Annotated in this window: 18 protein-coding genes and 1 other RNA gene; 13 read left to right on the top strand and 6 right to left on the bottom strand. The window is 62.7% G+C overall.

Annotated features, from left to right (window positions below):
* Positions 1-3: 3 nt before the first annotated feature.
* The 5 genes from ubiT to KUL93_RS06665 form a co-directional block, all read right to left on the bottom strand.
* Positions 4-465, bottom strand: coding sequence for a ubiquinone anaerobic biosynthesis accessory factor UbiT (gene ubiT, locus KUL93_RS06685; protein WP_217126297.1), 462 nt, complete (start codon positions 463-465; stop codon positions 4-6).
* Positions 458-1,348, bottom strand: a complete 891-nt coding sequence (locus KUL93_RS06680; RefSeq protein ID WP_217126296.1) for a U32 family peptidase — start codon at positions 1,346-1,348, stop codon at positions 458-460. Before KUL93_RS06680 ends, ubiT begins: the two co-directional genes overlap by 8 nt.
* Positions 1,345-2,343, bottom strand: coding sequence for a ubiquinone anaerobic biosynthesis protein UbiU (ubiU, locus tag KUL93_RS06675; protein WP_430408205.1), 999 nt, complete (start codon positions 2,341-2,343; stop codon positions 1,345-1,347). The genes KUL93_RS06680 and ubiU overlap by 4 nt, the downstream gene beginning before the upstream one ends.
* A 109-nt stretch (positions 2,344-2,452) precedes the next feature.
* Positions 2,453-5,200: a phosphoenolpyruvate carboxylase gene (gene ppc, locus KUL93_RS06670; protein WP_217126294.1), complete on the bottom strand. Its 2,748-nt coding sequence runs from the start codon at positions 5,198-5,200 to the stop codon at positions 2,453-2,455.
* A gap of 15 nt (positions 5,201-5,215) precedes the next feature.
* Complete coding sequence (locus tag KUL93_RS06665) at positions 5,216-5,779, bottom strand: thioredoxin family protein (RefSeq protein WP_217126293.1); 564 nt, start codon at positions 5,777-5,779, stop codon at positions 5,216-5,218.
* On the opposite strand from KUL93_RS06665, the gene hemC reads away from it, so the two are divergent.
* The 13 genes from hemC (at position 5,768) to KUL93_RS06600 (ending at position 16,899) form a co-directional block, all read left to right on the top strand.
* Positions 5,768-6,730, top strand: a complete 963-nt coding sequence (gene hemC, locus KUL93_RS06660) for a hydroxymethylbilane synthase (RefSeq protein WP_217126292.1) — start codon at positions 5,768-5,770, stop codon at positions 6,728-6,730. The genes KUL93_RS06665 and hemC overlap by 12 nt on opposite strands.
* Entirely contained in the window at positions 6,727-7,533 is an 807-nt protein-coding gene (locus tag KUL93_RS06655) for a uroporphyrinogen-III synthase (protein WP_217126291.1), read from the top strand. Before hemC ends, KUL93_RS06655 begins: the two co-directional genes overlap by 4 nt.
* On the top strand, positions 7,530-8,927 hold the full coding sequence (locus KUL93_RS06650; RefSeq protein WP_217126290.1) for a uroporphyrinogen-III C-methyltransferase: 1,398 nt from the start codon (positions 7,530-7,532) through the stop codon (positions 8,925-8,927). Before KUL93_RS06655 ends, KUL93_RS06650 begins: the two co-directional genes overlap by 4 nt.
* Positions 8,928-8,932: 5 nt before the next feature.
* A complete protein-coding gene (locus KUL93_RS06645; RefSeq protein ID WP_217126289.1) occupies positions 8,933-10,228 on the top strand; it encodes a heme biosynthesis protein HemY in 1,296 nt (431 codons plus the stop codon).
* A gap of 15 nt (positions 10,229-10,243) precedes the next feature.
* An RNA gene (gene ffs, locus KUL93_RS06640) (signal recognition particle sRNA small type) lies at positions 10,244-10,341 on the top strand.
* A gap of 17 nt (positions 10,342-10,358) precedes the next feature.
* The gene (dnaX, locus tag KUL93_RS06635) at positions 10,359-12,059 is read left to right on the top strand and encodes a DNA polymerase III subunit gamma/tau (protein WP_217126288.1); all 1,701 of its coding nucleotides are present in this window, start codon (positions 10,359-10,361) and stop codon (positions 12,057-12,059) included.
* A 30-nt stretch (positions 12,060-12,089) separates the two neighbouring features.
* Complete coding sequence (locus KUL93_RS06630) at positions 12,090-12,416, top strand: YbaB/EbfC family nucleoid-associated protein (protein ID WP_217126287.1); 327 nt, start codon at positions 12,090-12,092, stop codon at positions 12,414-12,416.
* A gap of 48 nt (positions 12,417-12,464) precedes the next feature.
* Positions 12,465-13,076 (top strand): recombination mediator RecR, encoded by a 612-nt coding sequence (gene recR, locus KUL93_RS06625; RefSeq protein ID WP_217126286.1) that lies wholly within the window; start codon positions 12,465-12,467, stop codon positions 13,074-13,076.
* 89 nt (positions 13,077-13,165) lie between these two features.
* Complete coding sequence (gene petA, locus KUL93_RS06620) at positions 13,166-13,759, top strand: ubiquinol-cytochrome c reductase iron-sulfur subunit (RefSeq protein ID WP_217126285.1); 594 nt, start codon at positions 13,166-13,168, stop codon at positions 13,757-13,759.
* Positions 13,760-13,773: 14 nt separating this feature from the next.
* Complete coding sequence (locus KUL93_RS06615; protein WP_217126284.1) at positions 13,774-15,039, top strand: cytochrome b; 1,266 nt, start codon at positions 13,774-13,776, stop codon at positions 15,037-15,039.
* Positions 15,036-15,791 carry a cytochrome c1 gene (locus tag KUL93_RS06610; protein ID WP_217126283.1) on the top strand — a complete coding sequence of 252 codons (756 nt, stop codon included), beginning with the start codon at positions 15,036-15,038 and terminating at the stop codon, positions 15,789-15,791. Before KUL93_RS06615 ends, KUL93_RS06610 begins: the two co-directional genes overlap by 4 nt.
* A gap of 102 nt (positions 15,792-15,893) precedes the next feature.
* A complete protein-coding gene (locus tag KUL93_RS06605; RefSeq protein WP_217126282.1) occupies positions 15,894-16,496 on the top strand; it encodes a glutathione S-transferase family protein in 603 nt (200 codons plus the stop codon).
* Between the two features lie 4 nt (positions 16,497-16,500).
* Positions 16,501-16,899, top strand: a complete 399-nt coding sequence (locus KUL93_RS06600) for a stringent starvation protein B (RefSeq protein ID WP_217126281.1) — start codon at positions 16,501-16,503, stop codon at positions 16,897-16,899.
* A gap of 34 nt (positions 16,900-16,933) precedes the next feature.
* Here the strand turns inward: KUL93_RS06600 and KUL93_RS06595 are convergent, their stop codons facing one another.
* Positions 16,934-18,196 (bottom strand): FAD-dependent oxidoreductase, encoded by a 1,263-nt coding sequence (locus KUL93_RS06595; protein WP_217126280.1) that lies wholly within the window; start codon positions 18,194-18,196, stop codon positions 16,934-16,936.
* Positions 18,197-18,235: the final 39 nt, after the last annotated feature.

The raw sequence follows: 18,235 nt of genomic DNA, 5'->3' as shown, positions 1-18,235 counted from the left end.
CCCTTATGGGGTCGTCAACCACGGTTTGCATTTGGGGTAGAGTGAAAAGAAGAGGGCGGGCACTGCTTCGCGCGGCAATGCATCCAAGGTGTTTTTGATGAAGAGCCCCAACGCCGTGTCACCACTGACCCGAAGTCGACGCTGAAAAAAGAGTGTATCGCTGTCTTCTTCTTGCGCGATGAGCGCGCAATAGACCGCGAGCGGCGCGGCAAAGGTAACGCGCGGGGGTATGGCGCCGGTGAGGGGACGAAACCCGAAAGGCGCTAGGGCGAAATCGAATTGCCAGGGAAAATCGGTGATGATGAGGCGGACCGGTTGATCCCATAGCGCACGACGCGTTTCCGGGGTGAGAAAGGGCAACAGGTGACGGTTGAGCGCATGGCAAAAAAGCGCATTCGCCGGATAACGCGGCAGCCGGGCAAGTAACGAGAAAAACGGGGCGCGCGGTCGATTCGGGTCAGCCATGATCGACGATCCATTCATGTCCTGCTTTGCCAAACCAGTAACCATTACAGCACCGTTGCGGGTCGATCCATTGTGCGTCTGGAGTGGGAGTGGCGTCGCGCCATGCGGCAACCGCTTCGATCGCCGCTATCGTGTCGTTGAGGTTGGGCACGATCCGAACGGCGTCGGCCAGCGCGCACACTTCGTCGAGTCGGTCAAGAAGTGACCACCAACGCGCCGACTGGGTCTGGACACCGTTCATACGAAGAAAGTGATCCCCTTCCTGCGTTTCGATCAGGAGCCCTTCGGGCCATTGTTGACACAGGAACCCGCAGTCGTCTTTGGGGCGCCCGTACCGGCGTGCGGTGAAGCAGCGCGATGAGTGAGCGAGCGCTAAGGGTCCCCAGACGGTAATTTCGGTGGTCATGCCCAGTGAATGGGCAAGTGGTACCAAGTGCGATAGGTCTTCGCGACTCAATTCGTGGTGGGGTACCCAACGGCTCGCACCCATCGCAGCAAAGGTACGCAAGGTGTCTCCGTGGTAGATGTTGAGCTGCGCGCCAGCCGTCCAATCGGAGATATTGGCCGCTTCCAGGAGCGCAACCATGGTGAGATCGTTGGCTTCCAGCGGCCAGCCGGCATCACACAGTTTTCGTAACCACTTGATCTGGCTGGTCGATTCGATCAGGGTGTATCCCGAAAGAACCACTGTTTTGCCTGCATCGCGCAACAGGGTGGCGATGGCGAGCCAATCGGCAACTTTGAGCGTTTGCCGCCGCGGACAGACGATTTCGCCCAGATAGACGCGATCGACTGCGGTTTCGGCAATTCGCGCATAAAATTCGAATGTCGCCTGTTTGGTCCAGAAATAGGGAAGGGGCGCAAGCGCGATTTCCATCGTCATTTCCACGGACGGCTATAAGGGCCCAGCGTTGTCTGGTTTCCTTCGCTGATGCGTGCCAGTTCGTTCTGCCATTCGGTTTGAACCGTGTAACGCTCCGGGTTTGCGGTCAGCGCATCGATCGCACGCCGCCAGACTTGGGTGACGGTGCGGACATAAGCGACGCTTCGTTGGCGCCCTTCGATTTTGATCGCGCGGACACCACACTGCTTCAACTGCGGGAGCAGGTCGAGCGTGTTGAGGCTCGTTGGGGATTCAAGCGCGTATCCGATTTCCCCGTCGACGCGAAAGCGTCCTTTGCACAAGGTGGGATAACCCGCGGGTTCGTCAGGTGCGTAACGGTCGATCAAAAAGCCGTTGAGGCGAGCCTCCATCCCGTTTTCTTTCTCTTCCCACGAGACGAAACGTGCCGGCGAGCAGGCGCCTTGATGATTGGGGGCCTCTCCGGTTGCGTAGCTCGACAACGAACAACGCCCTTCCACCATGATGCAGAGTCCGCCAAAACCAAAGACCTCGATTTCGAGCGGTGCGGCGTCTCGTGCCACCTGCTGGACTTGATCGATACTGAGGACTCTTGGGAGGACGGCTCGAACGATGCCAAAGCGGCGTGCCAAGAGTTGCAATGCCGGCGCCGAAGTGGCCGAAGCCTGAACCGAGGCGTGCAAGCGCAGTTCTGGGAAACGCTCCCGCGCATAGGCCATCAAGCCGAGGTCAGCGAGAATGAGGGCGTCGACACCGAGCGCGGCAGCGTGATCGATCGCACGATGCCATTCACTGCAGTTGTGCTCTTTCGGGTAGGTGTTGATCGCCAAAAAGACGCGAACACCGCGTTGTTGTGCCCAGGCAATACTCGCTCCCAGTTCGTCGGGGGAAAAGTTGAGCCCAGGGAAATGGCGTGCGTTCGTTGCGTTTTTCAGCCCTAAATAGACCGCGTCAGCGCCCGCTTCGACTGCGGCGCGCAACATCGCCGCGTTGCCCGCAGGGCAGGCGAGTTCCAACGTTCCTGACTGCACGGCAAAGTGCCTCTTCCTGTGGGATGCAATAAAAGAAGCGTAGCAGGTTTGCGCCGCTCTTGCCTTGATCGGCATCAAGAAAACGGGGCAGAGGTCACCCGCTGTTTCTGAGCCCCGCGGCAATCCCGTTGATCGAGAGGTGGATCCCAAGACGCAGCCGCGGATCGTCTTCGCCCGCGCGGTGACGGCGCAGCAGCTCCACTTGCACCAGGTGCAGCGGGTCGATATAGGGGAAGCGGTTCTGGACCGAGCGTTTGAGGAGCGGGTTGCTGTCGAGCAGTTCGCGTTGCCCGGTGAGGGTGAGGAGCCAGCGGACGGTGCGGCTCCATTCGTCGCGAATCCGCGCAAAGATCGACTGGGCAAGTGCTTGGTCGCGCACGAGTGCCACGTACCGTTCCGCAATTGCCAGGTCGCTCTTGCCCAGCACCATGTCCATGTTGTGGAGCATCGCGGTGAAGAAGCTCCATTCGCGCGCCATGCGCTGCAATAGCGCAATACGCGCCGCTGCCGTTTCGCCGGCCTGTTCCGCTTCATTTACCCACGTTTCGACGGCGCTGCCAAAACCGTACCAGCCAGGCAGCATGATCCGCGCTTGCGACCAGGAGAAGACCCAGGGAATCGCGCGCAGGTCTTCGATGTTCCGGCTCTTGGTGCGCGACGCGGGGCGCGACCCGATGTTGAGGTGCGCGATCTCCTCGATCACCGTCGCTTCCCAGAAGAAGGTCTCGAACCCTTCGGTCTCGTAGACAAGCGCACGGTAGGCGCGAAACGCGTGGTCGGAGAGTTCGGCCATCACCGTTTCGAAACGGGGATCGGGCGCCGAGCCGTCCTTACCCAAGAGCGACGCTTCGATGGTTGCGGCGACCAAGACTTCCAGGTTGCGCTGCCCGAGCTCCGGATTCGCATATTTCGCCGCGATCACCTCTCCCTGTTCGGTCAATTTCAGTTGCCCTGCTACCGCCCCTTTGGGTTGTGCCAAGATCGCCTGGTAGCTGGGGCCACCGCCGCGCCCCACCGATCCGCCGCGGCCGTGGAAGAGGCGCAGCGTGATCCCGATCTGCTCCGCCGTTGCCACCAGGGTTTGTTGTGCGCGGTAGAGCGCCCAGTTCGCAGTGACGAAGCCGCCGTCCTTGTTCGAATCGGAATAGCCCAGCATGATCTCTTGCCGGTTACCGCGCGCGGCAACCCACGCACGGTATTCGGGAAGCGCGTAGAGGTCACGCAGGATTTGCGGCGCCGCCTCCAGGTCGGCGATCGTTTCGAAGAGCGGGACGATATCGACGGCCAAATGGTTGCGCCACGGCTGCAGCAGCCCCACTTCTTTGAGGAGCATCGCCACTTCCAGGATATCGGAGACGGCGTCGGTCTTCGAGATCACGTACTGTTCGATCACGCGCGGCCCGATGGTGTCGTGCGCCCAGCGCGCGGTGCGGAAAATGTCGAGTTCGCTCTGCGTGGTCGCGCTGTAGGACCAGTCGGGGTTGGTGAGCGGCCGTGCAGTCGCGAGTTCCCTACGCAGCAGCGCCACCCGCTCCGCTTCGGGTAGGCGCCGGTAGTCGACACCAGGGTGCGCCGCCGCGATGAGTTCGGCGATCACCGCTTCGTGCACGGCGCTGTTTTGCCGCAGGTCGAGGTGCGCCAAATGAAACCCGAAGACGCGAACCGCGGTGCGCAGCTCCGCCAGTGCCCCGTCGGCGATTTCGCTAAGCCCTGCGGCGGTGAGTGAACCGTGAATCGTTTCCAAATCGGCGGCGAAGGCTTCTGCCGACGGATAAGGCGGCAGTTCGACGCTCGGAAGGCGCCGCGGCAGATGTCCAACCAGTTGCTGGTAGGTTGCGGCCAGGCGTGCGTAGATCGCGATCAACGCCAGACGGTAGCGCTCGTCGGCGCGGTGCGGAGAGGGCGAACCCGCTTGTTCGGCCAGCGCGTCGAGTTCGGGCGTGACAGGCGACAGGCCAGCAGCAAGCGGCAGTGTCCCGCCGAGTCGGTGGACCGCGTCGAGGTAATATTCGAGCGCAGCCGCGGCGTTGCGAATGACCGTCGCGCGCAACACCTCGGCGGTGACAAAGGGATTCCCGTCACGATCGCCGCCCACCCACGAACCGATCTGCAGGAAAGGGGTCTCAGCCCAGCGGCCGACGAGCCGCGCCAACCGGCGGTAGAGTTTGGGCAATTGCGGCAAGAAGGTGCTGCGGAAGTAGTTGAGGACGTTGTTCGCTTCGTCGAGCACCGAAATGCGCGTCGGACGAATCAAGCGGGTGAGCCACAGGGTGCGGATCGCCCGGGTGATTGCCGCATCCACCTCGGCACGCTCTTCGGGGGTGAGCGCGACGCGATCGCGCTCAGCGAGCCAATGCGCGATCTCCTGTTCACGCGCAAGCACCGCTTGGCGCTGCACTTCGGTGGGGTGGGCGGTCAGAACGGGGCGCACGCACGCTGTGGCCAGAAACTGCGTGAGCGCCGTTCGGGAAACCCCTGCGCGTTCGAGCGCCGCGACGGCATGCGCCAACGATCCTTCTTTCGCTGGCGAACCGGCGATCGCGTGCGCGCGGGCGCGTCGCAGATGGTGCTGGTCTTCGGCGATGTTCGCCAGATGGGAAAAGAGGGTGAAGGCGCGAATCACGACGATCGCCTCGTCCCGTGTCATCCCATGCAGAAGCGTTTCGAGCGAAGTGGGATCCGTATCGCCACGGTGGATCGCTACCGACGCTTGACGGATCGCTTCGACCAAGGAAAAGATCGCTTCGCCATGTTCGGTGCGGATCGTGTCGCCCAGGCGTTTTCCCAGCTCGCGGATTTCGGCGCGCAGTGGTGCGTCTTTTTCGGTACGGAGGTCGTTCATTTGAGGTTTCCTGAATCAGCGGTTTGCAGCGTGCTGGAGCTGCGCTTCGCCGTCTTCGATCAATTGTTCCAAATAGTAGCTGTAGAACGACTCATCCGGAAGCCCGATGAGCGGCGGTGCCAAGGGCTTGCCGTCGCCATCCACCACCACCACCGTTGGCGTGAGCGTCCCTTTCATCACCCGCGCGAATGCGGCATGGTGCGTGGGGTTGCCTTGAAAATCGATCAGCGGGAGGTCGGCGCGGTCGGCTTCGATGCGACGAAAACGAGCGCGGTCGCGGCGGCTCTGTGCGACGCTTTCCAGATAGCGTTGTGCGCGGACACAATAAGGACATTCGCGGCGTTCGAAGTAAAGCAGAATGGGTTTGCGGGTGGTTTTCGACCAGGCACCGTCCGCGGCAAGGTCGGTAGCGGGCGGTATTTCCGTGTGCGTCTTGGAGATGGGTTCGGTTGGCGCGGCGAACGCGGGTGATACAATCAAAAAAAGCAAGGACGTCAGGGTTCCGAACAGGAGGTGCCGTAACGCTGGTGCGCCCTGACGCCAACGCGCCACGAAAAAGGAACAACGATGCCGCATCATGGTACTCCGTCCCGTTTGGTGATCGCAACCCGGGAAAGCCGCTTGGCGCTCTGGCAAGCGCGCCATGTCCAGAGTCTGTTGCAACGATTGTATCCCGATTGTACGGTCGAACTCTTGGGAATGACAACGCGCGGTGACCAGATTCTCGACCGTCCGCTTGCGAAAATCGGCGGAAAGGGGCTTTTCGTCAAGGAGCTCGAGGTGGCGCTCCTCGAGCGTCGTGCCGACCTTGCGGTCCATTCGATGAAAGACGTGCCGATGGTGCTCGGTGACCCTTTCCGTCTTGCAGCGATCTTACCGCGGGAAATTCCGGAGGATGCCTTCGTTTCGAACCGCTACGCTTCGCTCGACGATTTGCCGCCGGGCGCAGTGGTGGGCACCTCGTCGCTGCGCCGTCAGGCGCAGTTGATCGCGCAATACCCCTATCTGAGCGTCGAACCGCTGCGGGGCAACCTCGATACGCGGTTGCGCAAACTCGATGAAGGGCAGTACGACGCGATCATCTTGGCGTCGGCAGGGTTGAAGCGGTTGGGGCTCTGGGCGCGCATTCGCAGCGTGTTGCCGGTGGCTGAGATGCTCCCGGCAGCGGGCCAGGGGGCGTTGGGTATCGAAGTGTTGACCGATCGACCCGATGTCGCCGAATGGCTCGCGCCGCTGCACGACCCCGAAACGGCGGCGTGCGTCCTCGCCGAGCGGGCGTTCGCGCGTCGGCTGGGGGGCAGTTGTGAGGTGCCGATTGCAGCGTACGCAACCCCGTCAGACGGGCAGATTTGGCTGCGCGGTTTGGTTGCCGAACCGGATGGCAGCGAAATTTTCCGCGGCGAAATGCAAGGCGCATTCGCCGAGGCCGAAACGCTCGGACTGCACTTGGCGGAGCAGTTGATCGCAGAAGGGGCAGAAGCGCTCGTTGCGCGGCTCGCGTGCAACGCCCAAGCTGGATTGGGGTCGTGACCACAGCGCAAAACATGGCGATTGTGGCAGAAAAGCCCGCCGTCTGGGTCACGCGGCCGCTTGCGCAAACCGAGCGGCTGAGCACACTCCTGCGCGCGCACGGCTGGGAGCCGATCGTCGCGCCGCTCTTGGCTATCGAGCCGACGGTCACCGAGGAAGCGGCTCGCCAGTGGGCCGAGGCGCTCGACGGCTATCTTTGGGTCTTTTTCGTCAGCGCCAACGCGGCGCAGATCGCGGTGCCAGCCATCCGTATGCACCGCCCCTGGCCACCGGGGCCGCCCGTTGCCACAGTTGGCGCGGGCAGCGCCGCTGCATTGCGGGCGCTCGGTTTCCCCGATGTGTGGTACCCTGTGGATGGCGCCGACAGCGAAACCGTGTTGGCTGCGTCGTGGACGCAACCCGAGCGCGTTGCCGGGCAGTCGCTTCTCATCGTCAAAGGAGAAGGGGGGCGCGGTCTGCTGACCGAAGCGCTCAGAGCCCGGGGCGCGGAGGTGCACGAATGGATCTGTTACCGCCGACGCGTCGCGCGCTGGCTGCCGCACCATTGGGAACCGTACGCACAAGGGCGGATTGCGGCGCTCCTTATCACCAGCAGTGAAGCAGCGCGGGGATTGCCCGAGGCGATGGGCGCGGAACGCTTCGAAAAGGTGCGTGAACGCCTCTTGGCGGTCGCCAACCATCCCCGCGTCGCTGAGGCGCTGCAGACGTTGGGGTGGCGGCACGTCGTCACGGCGCCGCGTCCGGGAGACGACGCGTTGGTGGCGACGCTACAGGAATGTTATTCGCGGGAGAAGGTGCAATGACGCAAAAAGGGAACCCACGCGCGCGTTCCGATAAGCGCGCAAGGACGGACGAGGCGGAAACGCTCAAAGACAAGGACAGCAAGGACAGTAAGGACAGCCAGCAGGAGTCCGTCAGCGAAAACGCCGCGGAGACGAATCGCACGGAGGTTGTCGAAGAACAATCCGCGTCACCCGGGGCGGGTGCGGAAACGGAACCGTCTGCCCCCGCGGACACCGCGCGTGCAGCGGCGTCCGATGGCGCAGTGCAACCGGAGCAGACACCCGTACAACCCGAAACGCGTTCGCCTCAGGCCAACAACGCGTCTCGGGCAGGCGTGTGGCTCGGCACGGCAGCGCTCCTCGTAGCGTTGGGTGGAAACGGACTCACCTTTTATCTCGTCAAACGGATGCTTGAAAGGGTGCACAGCTACGTCACCTACGTGTCCGATAAAGTCGAGACCCAGAAGACCGATTTGCGAACCGTCCAGCAGCAGGTCGCCGCTATCGTTGAGGTCGACGCCCAAATCACCGCACTCAAAGAGCAATGGCGCCAACTCGAAGCGGCGTTCATCGAGACGCGCGAGCGGCTGGCACGCGACGAAGCGGCGCTCGATCGCCTGCAAGGCATCGCAAAAAGCGCGGCCGAAATGACCGAAGCTTTGGCGAAACTCGGGGATCGGCGCTGGGTCGTCGAAGCAGGGGAAGCCCTGGCGTTCGCGCAACGGCAGCTCGCGTGGGATGGCAATGTGAACGCCGCGCAAGGGGCGCTTGCCACCCTTGCCGCTCGGCTCAAAGAAGCAGATCGGCCGCTTTTGCGCGGCTTGCGCGAAGCCGTCGAAGCCGACCTGCTTGCGGTGCAGGCAGCGCCGCGCGTCGATCTCGACGGCATTTTGGCCAAACTCGCTGCGCTCGACGACGCGATCGCCAATGCCCCGTTCGCCTATCTTGCCGAGGTCGATCCCAAGCACAAAGTAGCGGATACCGCTGACGCCTCCGCGCCGTGGTACCAGCGGGCATGGGCGACAGTGGTCGCGTTCGGTCGCGCGGTTGGCCAAGAGTGGGCCGACTGGCTGCGGTTGGAACGGTTGGACGCCACCGCGCCGGAACTCCTTTCGCCCGAAGCGGCGACCACGCTGCAGCTCAACATCACTACCTGGATCGCCGCCGCGCGCGTTGCCGCGCAACGGGGCGACGAAACGGCGTACCAAACGGCGTTGGCAAAACTGGAAAAAGCGCTTGCGCGTTACTTCGACCCGAACGCGCCCGCCACCCAGGCCGCGCAAGCGGCGATCGCCGCGCTCAAAGCCGAACGCGTCCATGCCGAACGGCCCACGTTGGCGCGTTCGCTCAAAGCGCTCTCGGAAATCGAGACGCGCCTGGCAGCGCCTGAGATGCAACCCATTGGCAAGGAGTGACTGCAATGCGAACCGTCCTTGCTGTCTTGATCGCCGCGGTTGCAGCGGTGGCGTTTGCACTTTGGTTCCAGACGTTGGATGGCTACGTCGTCGCGGTGTTTCCGCCCTACCGTTTTCAGCTCTCGAGCCAGCTGCTTGTCTTGCTGGCACTGCTGTTCCTCTTCGTGGGGTACGGCGTGCTCAGATTGGTGGCGCGGATCATTGGCACCCCGGCTTCGGTTCGCCACTGGCGGGAGCGTCGTCGCTTGCAGCGTGCGCTCGATGCGCTGGAAATGGCGGTCGTGGGATGGGAACTCGGCAAACCCAAAATGAGCTTCAAAGCCCTCGACCGTGCGTACCGGCTCAAGCAGGGCGCTGCAGCGGTAGCGACGGCAGCGTGCGAAGCGGCGTTGGCCGTACGTGACGAAGCGCGCGCCGAAAATGCGTTGGCGCGGATTCCGGATGCCGGCGACTGGCTGGCGGTGCGGCAGGTGTTGGAAGCCCGTTTCGGTTTGGTTTTTCGCCGCATCGATCGGTTGGAAGCGGCGCTGGCGGCGCTTGAACGGGGCGGAAAGGTTGCGCCCTCCGTCCGCGAGCGGTTGCGCTTGGAAGCGGGAGTACTGCTCGAGCGCTGGGAAATGGCGCTCGAGGCGGCGCGCAAACTGCGCCGTCATGATGCATTGCCCGCACCGGAATTCTTGGCGGTGGCGGTAAAAGCCTATCCGGCGCTACTTTTAGACGCGTTGCGTTGCGGCCGCACCTTCGAGGCGTGGTGGGAGTCGCAACCCAAAGAGGAGCGGCAATTGCCTGCGCTTGTCGCGGCGGTGATTCGCGCGTTGCGCCGCGAGGGGGAAACGGCAGAGGCGCTGCGGCTAGCCGAAACCTTCTTACGCCGGCGCTACGCTACCGAAGTCGTCGCCGAGCTCTTGCCGTTGCTTCCAGCGGAACCGGCTTGGCTCGACCTTCTGGAGCGCTGGCTCGGTGAGAACGAAACGGATCCCGTCCTGCACGAAGCGCTGCTGCGTTTGACCTTGGGGCTACGCCTCTGGGGCAAAGCCAAAGGTCACTATGCGCAGCTGATGCAACGCGACCCGGTGCGGGCGCGGGTCGTCGCTGCGGAAACCCTTCTGCCACCGGAGCGGCTGGCGTTGCCGTGGGAGAGTGCGCCGAATGCGGCGTTCCCCGTTTCGCACGGCCTGGAAAACGCAGCGGAGGCGAACACCGCGGCATCCGAAGAGGAGCGGACGGCATCCCAACCCCCTGCTGCGGAAGCAGCAGCGGATACCGAAAGCGATACCAACCCAACCGCGCGCAAGGCGTGATATGATTCACTTTGCGGCGGGTCGCCCCGCATGGCAGCGTGGGAACCGGGTCAGGGCCGGGAGGCAGCAGCCCTAACCACATCCTGCCAGTGCCGGGGGTTCGGCTCGCCGTCTGACTCGATGATCGCTTATGACCCAATTGGCCCTGGCGCGTAAATGGCGCCCCCGTGATTTCTCCGCCCTCGTCGGTCAAGATCACGTTGTCCGTGCGCTCACCCATGCGCTGACCACTGGGCGCTTGCACCACGCCTACCTTTTTACCGGTACGCGCGGTGTCGGGAAAACCACGATCAGTCGGATCCTGGCCAAAGCGCTCAACTGCGAGCGCGGCGTGGGTGCCGAGCCGTGTAACGCGTGCGCGGCGTGCGAAGCGATCGACGCCGACCGCTATCCCGATTACGTCGAAATGGACGCGGCCTCCAACCGCGGCGTCGACGAAATGGCGGCGCTCCTCGAGCAAGCCACCTACGCGCCTGTTACCGGCCGCTACAAAGTCTACATGATCGACGAAGTGCACATGCTCACGGGGCATGCGTTCAACGCGATGCTGAAAACACTCGAAGAGCCGCCCGAGCATGTGAAGTTCGTGCTCGCGACCACCGACCCGCAAAAAATCCCGGTCACGGTGCTCTCGCGCTGCTTGCAGTTCAACTTGCGCGCCCTTTCTGCGGCCCAGATCGCAAGCCGCGCGGCCACCATCCTCACTGCGGAAGCGATTCCGTTCGAACCGGCGGCGCTGCAACGGATCGGCCAAGCGGCGCGGGGTTCGATGCGCGACGCGCTGTCGCTGCTCGATCAAGCCATCGCCTATGGCGCCGGTACCGTGAGCGAAGCCGCGGTGAGCGAAATGCTCGGCTTGGTGAGTGAAACGGTGTTGATCGAACTCCTTGCAGCGTTGGCCGCGCACGCGAACGACCGCTACCTCACGCTCGTAGCGCAGCTTGCGGAAGCAAGCGTCGCGGTGGATACGGTGCTGGCGACGCTTGCGCAACTCATCCACCGTGTCGCCCGCCGGCAATTCGGCGGCGCGCCGCTCGAAGACGCGCGTCTGGAAGCGCTTGCGCACGAATGGGATCCGGAGTTCGTGCAGTTGGCGTACCAGATCGTCGTACATGGGCGGCGCGATTTGCCGCTTGCGCCCGACGAACGAACGGGGCTCGAAATGGCGCTCCTGCGCCTCTTTGCGTTCGCGCCGCAATCGCAACCGACGGCGCAGCCCGTGCGCACAGGGCCGGCGCCAGAACCGGTGGCGTCGCAGCCGCTGTCGCCCCCAGCGCCACCGGCACGCGTCGCGGCGCCTGCGGTCGCCCGACCGGATGAGGAGCGCATCGAGCCCCCAAAGCCTTTCCGCCCGGCGCCGCCACCGCAGAAGACGGCGCCGCGGCAACATGACGCTGCGGAACCAGCAGCGGAAAGCAGCGCGGCAAACCGCGCGTGGCTCGACCTCTATCCCCGCCTCGAACTGGATGGGCTTGCGCAAACGCTCGCGTCGCATTGTGCCGTGGTCGCCGACGACGGCACAACCTGGACGATGGCGGTCGACGCACCCGCGCACCATTGGTTGAAGGCCAAGCCGGAATTGACCCAGCGCGTCGCGAATGCGGTCGCTGCCGCAGCGCCCAGCCAATGGCAGCGGCGTCTGCGGTTCGAAGCTGCTGCCGACGTCGCCCGCACTCCGGCGAAAGAAGAGGCGGCGCACTGGGCGGAACGCAAGCGACGGATACTGGAACAGGCATCCCAGCACCCCGGCGTTCAGGTGCTCTGCGAACGGCTCGGGTTGGAGATCGACCCCGACGCGGTGCAGTGGCCAGAACGCTTTGTTGAGGGATAATCGCGGTGGTTATGCAGAGAGGAAAAGACGATGTTCAACAAAGCGGCCATTTCGGGTCTGATGCGCCAAGCGCAGAAAATGCAGGAAAAGATCCAAAAGATCCAAGAGGAGCTCGCGCAGACCGAGGTCGAAGGGCAGTCGGGCGCTGGGTTGGTCAAGGTGGTGATGACCTGTAAACACGACGTGCGGCGTGTCGCGATCGACCCATCGGTGCTTGAGGATCGCGAGATGCTCGAAGACCTCATCGCCGCAGCGTTCAACGACGCGGTCCGCCGCGCCGAAGCCACGGTGCAAGAGAAAATGGGGGAGGTCACCGCTGGGCTGCCCTTGCCGCCGGGCATGAACCTACCGTTTTGACGCCGCCTTGCCGTTTTGGTACCGTAACGCCGTCGGGAGCGGTGGCGGATGAGCCAAGCACTCAATGAACTGATCGACGCGCTGAAGCGGCTCCCCGGCTTGGGGCCACGCAGCGCGCAGCGGCTGGCGCACCATCTCCTCAACCACGATCGCGCTGCCGCAAAACGGCTTGCGCGGGCGTTGGCGCGCGCGGCAGAGGTGCTGGTGCATTGCGCCGAATGCAACACCTTTTCCGAAACGCCGGTCTGCGCGCGATGTGCAGACCCTGCGCGCGACCGGAGCGTCGTCTGCGTGGTCGAAACCCCGGCGGACCTCGAGGCGTTTGACGCCGCGCACGTCTTTCAGGGGTGTTATTACGTGTTGATGGGGCGGCTGTCGCCGCTCGACGGGATCGGCCCCAAAGCGTTGGGTATCGAGAAACTGCTTGCGCGGATCGCGCGACCGGAAGTGAAGGAGGTGGTGCTTGCGACCAATTTCACCGCCGAAGGAGAGGCAACCGCCCAATGGTTGGCCGAGCGCATCGCCGCAGCCGTGCCCACCTGCACCATCACCCGTTTGGCGCGCGGGGTACCCGTTGGGGGAGAGCTGGAATACGCCGATCCGGCGACGATCGCCTATGCTTGGCACGATCGGCGCGTCCTTACCAATCAACAAAGTTGATCTGAATCATCATTCTTGTTTGGTGTGGGTTGGTTTCCGTTTCGAGCAGCGCTATAATCGGCTAGATTTGGGCATCCGAGGAGAAAACGATGACACATACTGCCGAGCCGCTGGACGACAATCGCCGGCAACTGCTGGTCGCAACGTCGGTTGTCGGCGGCGCAGGCGCGGTCGCGCTCGCTGCGCCGTTCGTCGCCAGTTTTGCCCCTTCCGAGCGCGCCAAAGCGGCGGGTGCGCCGGTTGAGGTCGACATTTCGAAAGTGCCGCCGGGCGAGATGATCGTCGTCGAATGGCGTGGGAAACCCATCTGGGTGTTGCACCGCACCCCTGAAATGCTCGAGTCGCTCAAAGCGGTGCGCGAAAAGCTTGCCGACCCCGATTCGGAAAAATCGATCCAGCCCTCCTACGCAAAGAATGAGCACCGCTCGATCAAACCAGAATTCCTGATCGTCGAAGGGGTGTGCACCCACCTCGGATGCTCACCGTCGGCGAAATTTCAACGGGGTGAAGCAAGCGGCATCAGTGCGGACTGGGTGGGCGGTTACTTGTGTCCCTGCCACGGCTCGATGTTCGACCTTGCCGGTCGTGTCTTCAAGAGCATGCCGGCGCCCACCAACTTGCCAGTGCCGCCCCACAAGTACCTCACGGAAACGAAAGTGCTGATCGGCGAAGACAAAGCGTGAGGCAGGAGTGAATCATGACGAGTAAATCCGGCTTGCTGCAGTGGATCGACGAGCGTTTCCCGCTCTCGTCCACGATCGAGGGGCACCTCACGGGTTATTACGCCCCAAAAAACCTCAACTTCTGGTATTTCTTCGGTTCGCTGGCGCTCTTGGTGTTCGTCATCCAGATCGTTACCGGAATCTTTTTGGTGATGAACTACAAACCCGACGGCACCTTGAACGCTGCCGGGGTTCCGGTGGCGTTTGCCAGCGTCGAATACATCATGCGGGAAGTGCCTGGAGGGTGGCTCATCCGCTACATGCACTCTACCGGCGCGTCGGCGTTCTTCATCGTCGTCTATCTCCACATGTTCCGTGGGCTGCTCTACGGCTCCTACCGCAAACCGCGTGAGCTCCTCTGGATCATTGGGGTGTTGATCTTCCTCGCGCTGATGGGCGAAGCGTTCATGGGCTATCTGTTACCGTGGGGCCAGATGTCGTTCTGGGGGGCGCAGGTGATCATCAACCTCGTCTCGGCAATCCCGGTGGTTGGCCCAGACCTGGCGGTCTTCGTTCGCGGTGACTACGTGATCTCGGACGCGACGCTCAACCGCTTCTTCTCGCTTCATGTGATCGCGCTGCCGCTCGTGCTGCTCCTCTTGGTTGCGGCACACATCGTCGCGCTCCACGAGGTGGGCTCGAACAACCCCGACGGAATCGAGATCAAGAAGAAGAAAGACGCCACCGGCAAACCGCTCGACGGCATTCCGTTCCACCCCTACTATACGGTCAAAGATATGGTCGGGGTTGCGGGCTTTTTCATCATCTTCTTTGCGGTGGTCTTCTTCGCGCCGGAAGGGGGCGGTTATTTCCTCGAAGCGAACAACTTCATTCCGGCCGACCCCTTGAAGACGCCGCCGCATATCGCGCCGGTGTGGTATTTCACGCCGTTTTATTCGATCCTGCGCGCGGTTACCTATCCCCTCTTCGGGTTGGACGCGAAGTTCTGGGGTGTGGTCGCGATGTTTGCGGCGGTATTGATCATCGCGTTTTTGCCGTGGCTTGATCGCTCGCCGGTGAAGTCGATCCGCTACAAGGGCCCGATCTTCAAGATCGCGCTCACGCTCTTTGTGATCGCGTTCCTCATCCTCGGCTACCTCGGCGTCTTGCCACCGAACCCGATGCGGACCCTGGTCGCGCAGATCTGTGCGGTGATCTACTTCGCGTTCTTCCTGTTGATGCCGTGGTATAGCAAGATCGACCCGTGCAAACCCGAACCGGAAAGGGTGACCTGGAAATGAAGACGAACTGGATTTCATGGCTCAAGAAAACGGTGGCCGTGCTCGCTGTCGCACCGACTCTGCTCTTTGCTGCCGAAACGAACGTCCACATCGACAAGGCGCCGGTTTCCACCAATCCGGTCGACCTGCAGCATGGGGCGAAGCTCTTCGTCAATTACTGCCTCAACTGCCATGCGGCGAGCATGATGCGCTACAACCGCCTGACCGAACTCGGGCTCACCGAACAGCAGATCAAAGACTATCTGCTCTTTACCGGTGAGAAGGTGGGGGATTTGATGACGATCGCGATGCGTACCAAAGACGCGAAGAAGTGGTTTGGCGCAGCACCGCCGGACCTGACCCTCATCGCGCGTCAGAAAGAGACCCTCTCCTATTCGGGGGCCGACTGGCTCTACACCTATCTTCGCACCTTCTACCGCGACGAGAGCCGTCCCACCGGGTGGAACAACGTCGTCTTCCCAAATGTCGGGATGCCGCATGTGCTCTGGGAATTGCAAGGTATTCAGGTCGCTGAGAAGAGCAAGGACGAGCACGGTAACGAGCACATCAAACTGACGCTTGGAAAACCCGGACTGCTTTCGCCAGCGGAATACGACAAGGCCGTTGCCGATCTCGTCTCCTTCCTGCAGTGGATGGGCGAACCGGTTGCTGAAAAACGCAAAACGATCGGCATCTGGGTGATGCTCTACCTCGCGCTCTTCTTCATCCTCACCTATCTTCTGAAGAAGGCGTACTGGAAAGACGTCCACTGATTTTTCAGCCGAGGAACGTTCCCTGCGGAACTTCTTCGGTGCCAGTTGGTCGCACCGCCGGACCGTTTCGGCGGTGCGTTTTCACTTGGAGGAACGCTGACGATGATGAACCTCTATTCGAGCGCAACCGATCCCTTCAGCCATCGTTGCCGCATCGTGCTCTTTGAAAAAGGCATGGACTTCGAGGTGACCGATGTCGATCTGCTCGACAAGCGCGAAGAGGTGCAGCGCATCAACCCTTACGGTCGCGTCCCCGTTCTGGTCGACCGCGAATTGATCCTCTTCGAGCCCAATATCATCAACGAATACATCGACGAGCGTTTTCCGCACCCGCAATTGATGCCTGCAGACCCTGTCGGTCGCGCACGCGCACGGCAATTACTGGCGACGCTCGAACACGAAATGTTTCGCCACCTGCGGGTGCTGGAGGAGAGCGACGACGAAGGCGATAAAGAGCGGGTCCGCAAATACCTTGCGGAGCAGCTCGAACAGCTTGCGCCGTTACTTGAGCGGCAAAAGTTCCTGTTCGGAGAAGAGTATTCGATGATCGACGTGGCGATGGCGCCGCTCTTGTGGCGCCTCGAGCACTATCAGATCAACCTACCCAAAGGTGCTTCGGTGATCCACAAGTACGCGGAGCGGATCTTCAGCCGCCAGGGATTCATCGACGCACTCTCGCCGGCCGAAAAATTGATGCGGAGTTGAGCCGATGCTGCCGCCCTCCAGTAAGCCCTATCTGGCCAAAGGGATGTGGTCGTGGTGCGTCGACCAAGGACTCACCCCGTACCTCAGCGCCAAAGTGGCCGGCGCAACCGTTCCCAAAGGGTACGACCGGGACGGCGAGATCGTCCTCAATCTCAGCCCGGAGGCGATCAACGGGCTCACGTTCGAACCGGAAGGGATCGGTTTTCAGGCCCGTTTTTCGGGTCAGGTCTTCGACGTCTGGATTCCGGCGGAAAACATCGTCGCGCTCTTTGCCAAAGAGACAGGGCACGGGATTGCGCTGCCCAACGAAATGTTTACCGCCAAAGAGCCGGACGGTGCGAAACCGACACCGCCCGCATCTGCCGGGAAAAGGGGGGGCAGCGGCTTCAAACGGGTCAAATGACCCGAAAGGAAAAAGCGCCTGAGTGGCCCGGCGCTTAGACCAAAAACGGGAAGGCGATGCGCGGCGGCTCGCCTGCGATTACCCCAGCGATTGCCTCGGCCGAACCGCAGGCGAGCGTCCAGCCGAGCGACCCGTGGCCGCTGTTGATCCAGACGTTGGGGTATCGCGTCGCTCCAATCAGCGGCACACCGCTGGGCGTCATCGGGCGTAACCCAGCCCACGCTTCGACCTGCGACCAATCGACGGCGTCTCCCCCCCACTGCCGTCCCCAGCGGTAGAGCGGCGCCAGCCGCGCCGGATCGGGGCGGTCGTCCATTCCCGCCAATTCGGCGGTTCCTGCGATGCGCCATCGGTTTCCCAGGCGCGATGCGACGATGCGATGCGACTCATCGGTGAGCGACACCGTTGGGATGCGCTCCGGCTCACAGATCGGAAGGGTCAGCGAATACCCTTTCACGGGGTGGATCGGAACGTCGCCAAGCAGCGGGTGGGCCAGCGCACGGCTACCGACGCCGGCGCAGAGGATGTACCCGTCGGCGTCAAGGGTTCTCTCAGAGGCAGAGGAAGCGGCTTGTTCCCGGATCCGCAAATAGGCGCGGCCATCCGCGCGAAACTGCCAGCCGGTTGCGACGGTTTGGGTGCGGATCGTGACGCCAGCGGCCGCGCACCGTTCTGCCAGAGCGAGGGTAAAGGCGTGTGCATCCCCGCTTTCGTCCTCCGGGGCGTGAACCGCCCCGAACAGCCGATCGCGGTGGGGGGCAAGCGCCGGTTCGATCGCGATCGCTTCGTCTGGCGTGCAGAGCACGGCCCGAATCCCGAGTTCGACCAATTCGGCGGCGTGCGCTTTGCCCTGCTGCCACGCCCGTTCGTCGCAAAAGAGGTGGAGGATCCCGCGGGTCACCGCGTCGTACTGCAACGCCAACTCGGAGCGCCAGCGGCGCAGCACCGCTAGGCTGAATTTGCTCAATGCGGCGATCGCGCGGGTATTGCGCCGGTGCCGCTCAGGGAGGCATTCGCGCAGAAAGCGCGCAAGCCACCGCGCCTCGGCGCAATCCCATTTGGGCTGCCAGTGAAATGGGGCGTCTGGGTTGAAGAGGGACTCCAGTGCGATGCGCGGTGCTTGCGGGTTTGACCACGGGTGGGGGTGGCTCACCGAGATCTGCGCGCCGTTTGCGTAACAGGCGCCGCGCGCCAGCGACTCGTTGGCTTCGATCACGGTGACGTCCCAGCCACGCTGGCGACACGCCCATGCGGTCGTGATCCCGATCACGCCGCCGCCGATGATGACGAGGTGCATGGATTGACGTCCTTTGGCGGATAATAATGCTTTCCCACA

The organism is Hydrogenophilus thiooxidans (assembly GCF_019049855.1).
In the GTDB taxonomy this organism is placed as follows: domain Bacteria; phylum Pseudomonadota; class Gammaproteobacteria; order Burkholderiales; family Rhodocyclaceae; genus Hydrogenophilus; species Hydrogenophilus thiooxidans.
The sequence above is the reverse complement of the archived record's forward strand: the minus strand, read 5'-3'. Positions and strand labels throughout refer to the sequence as shown.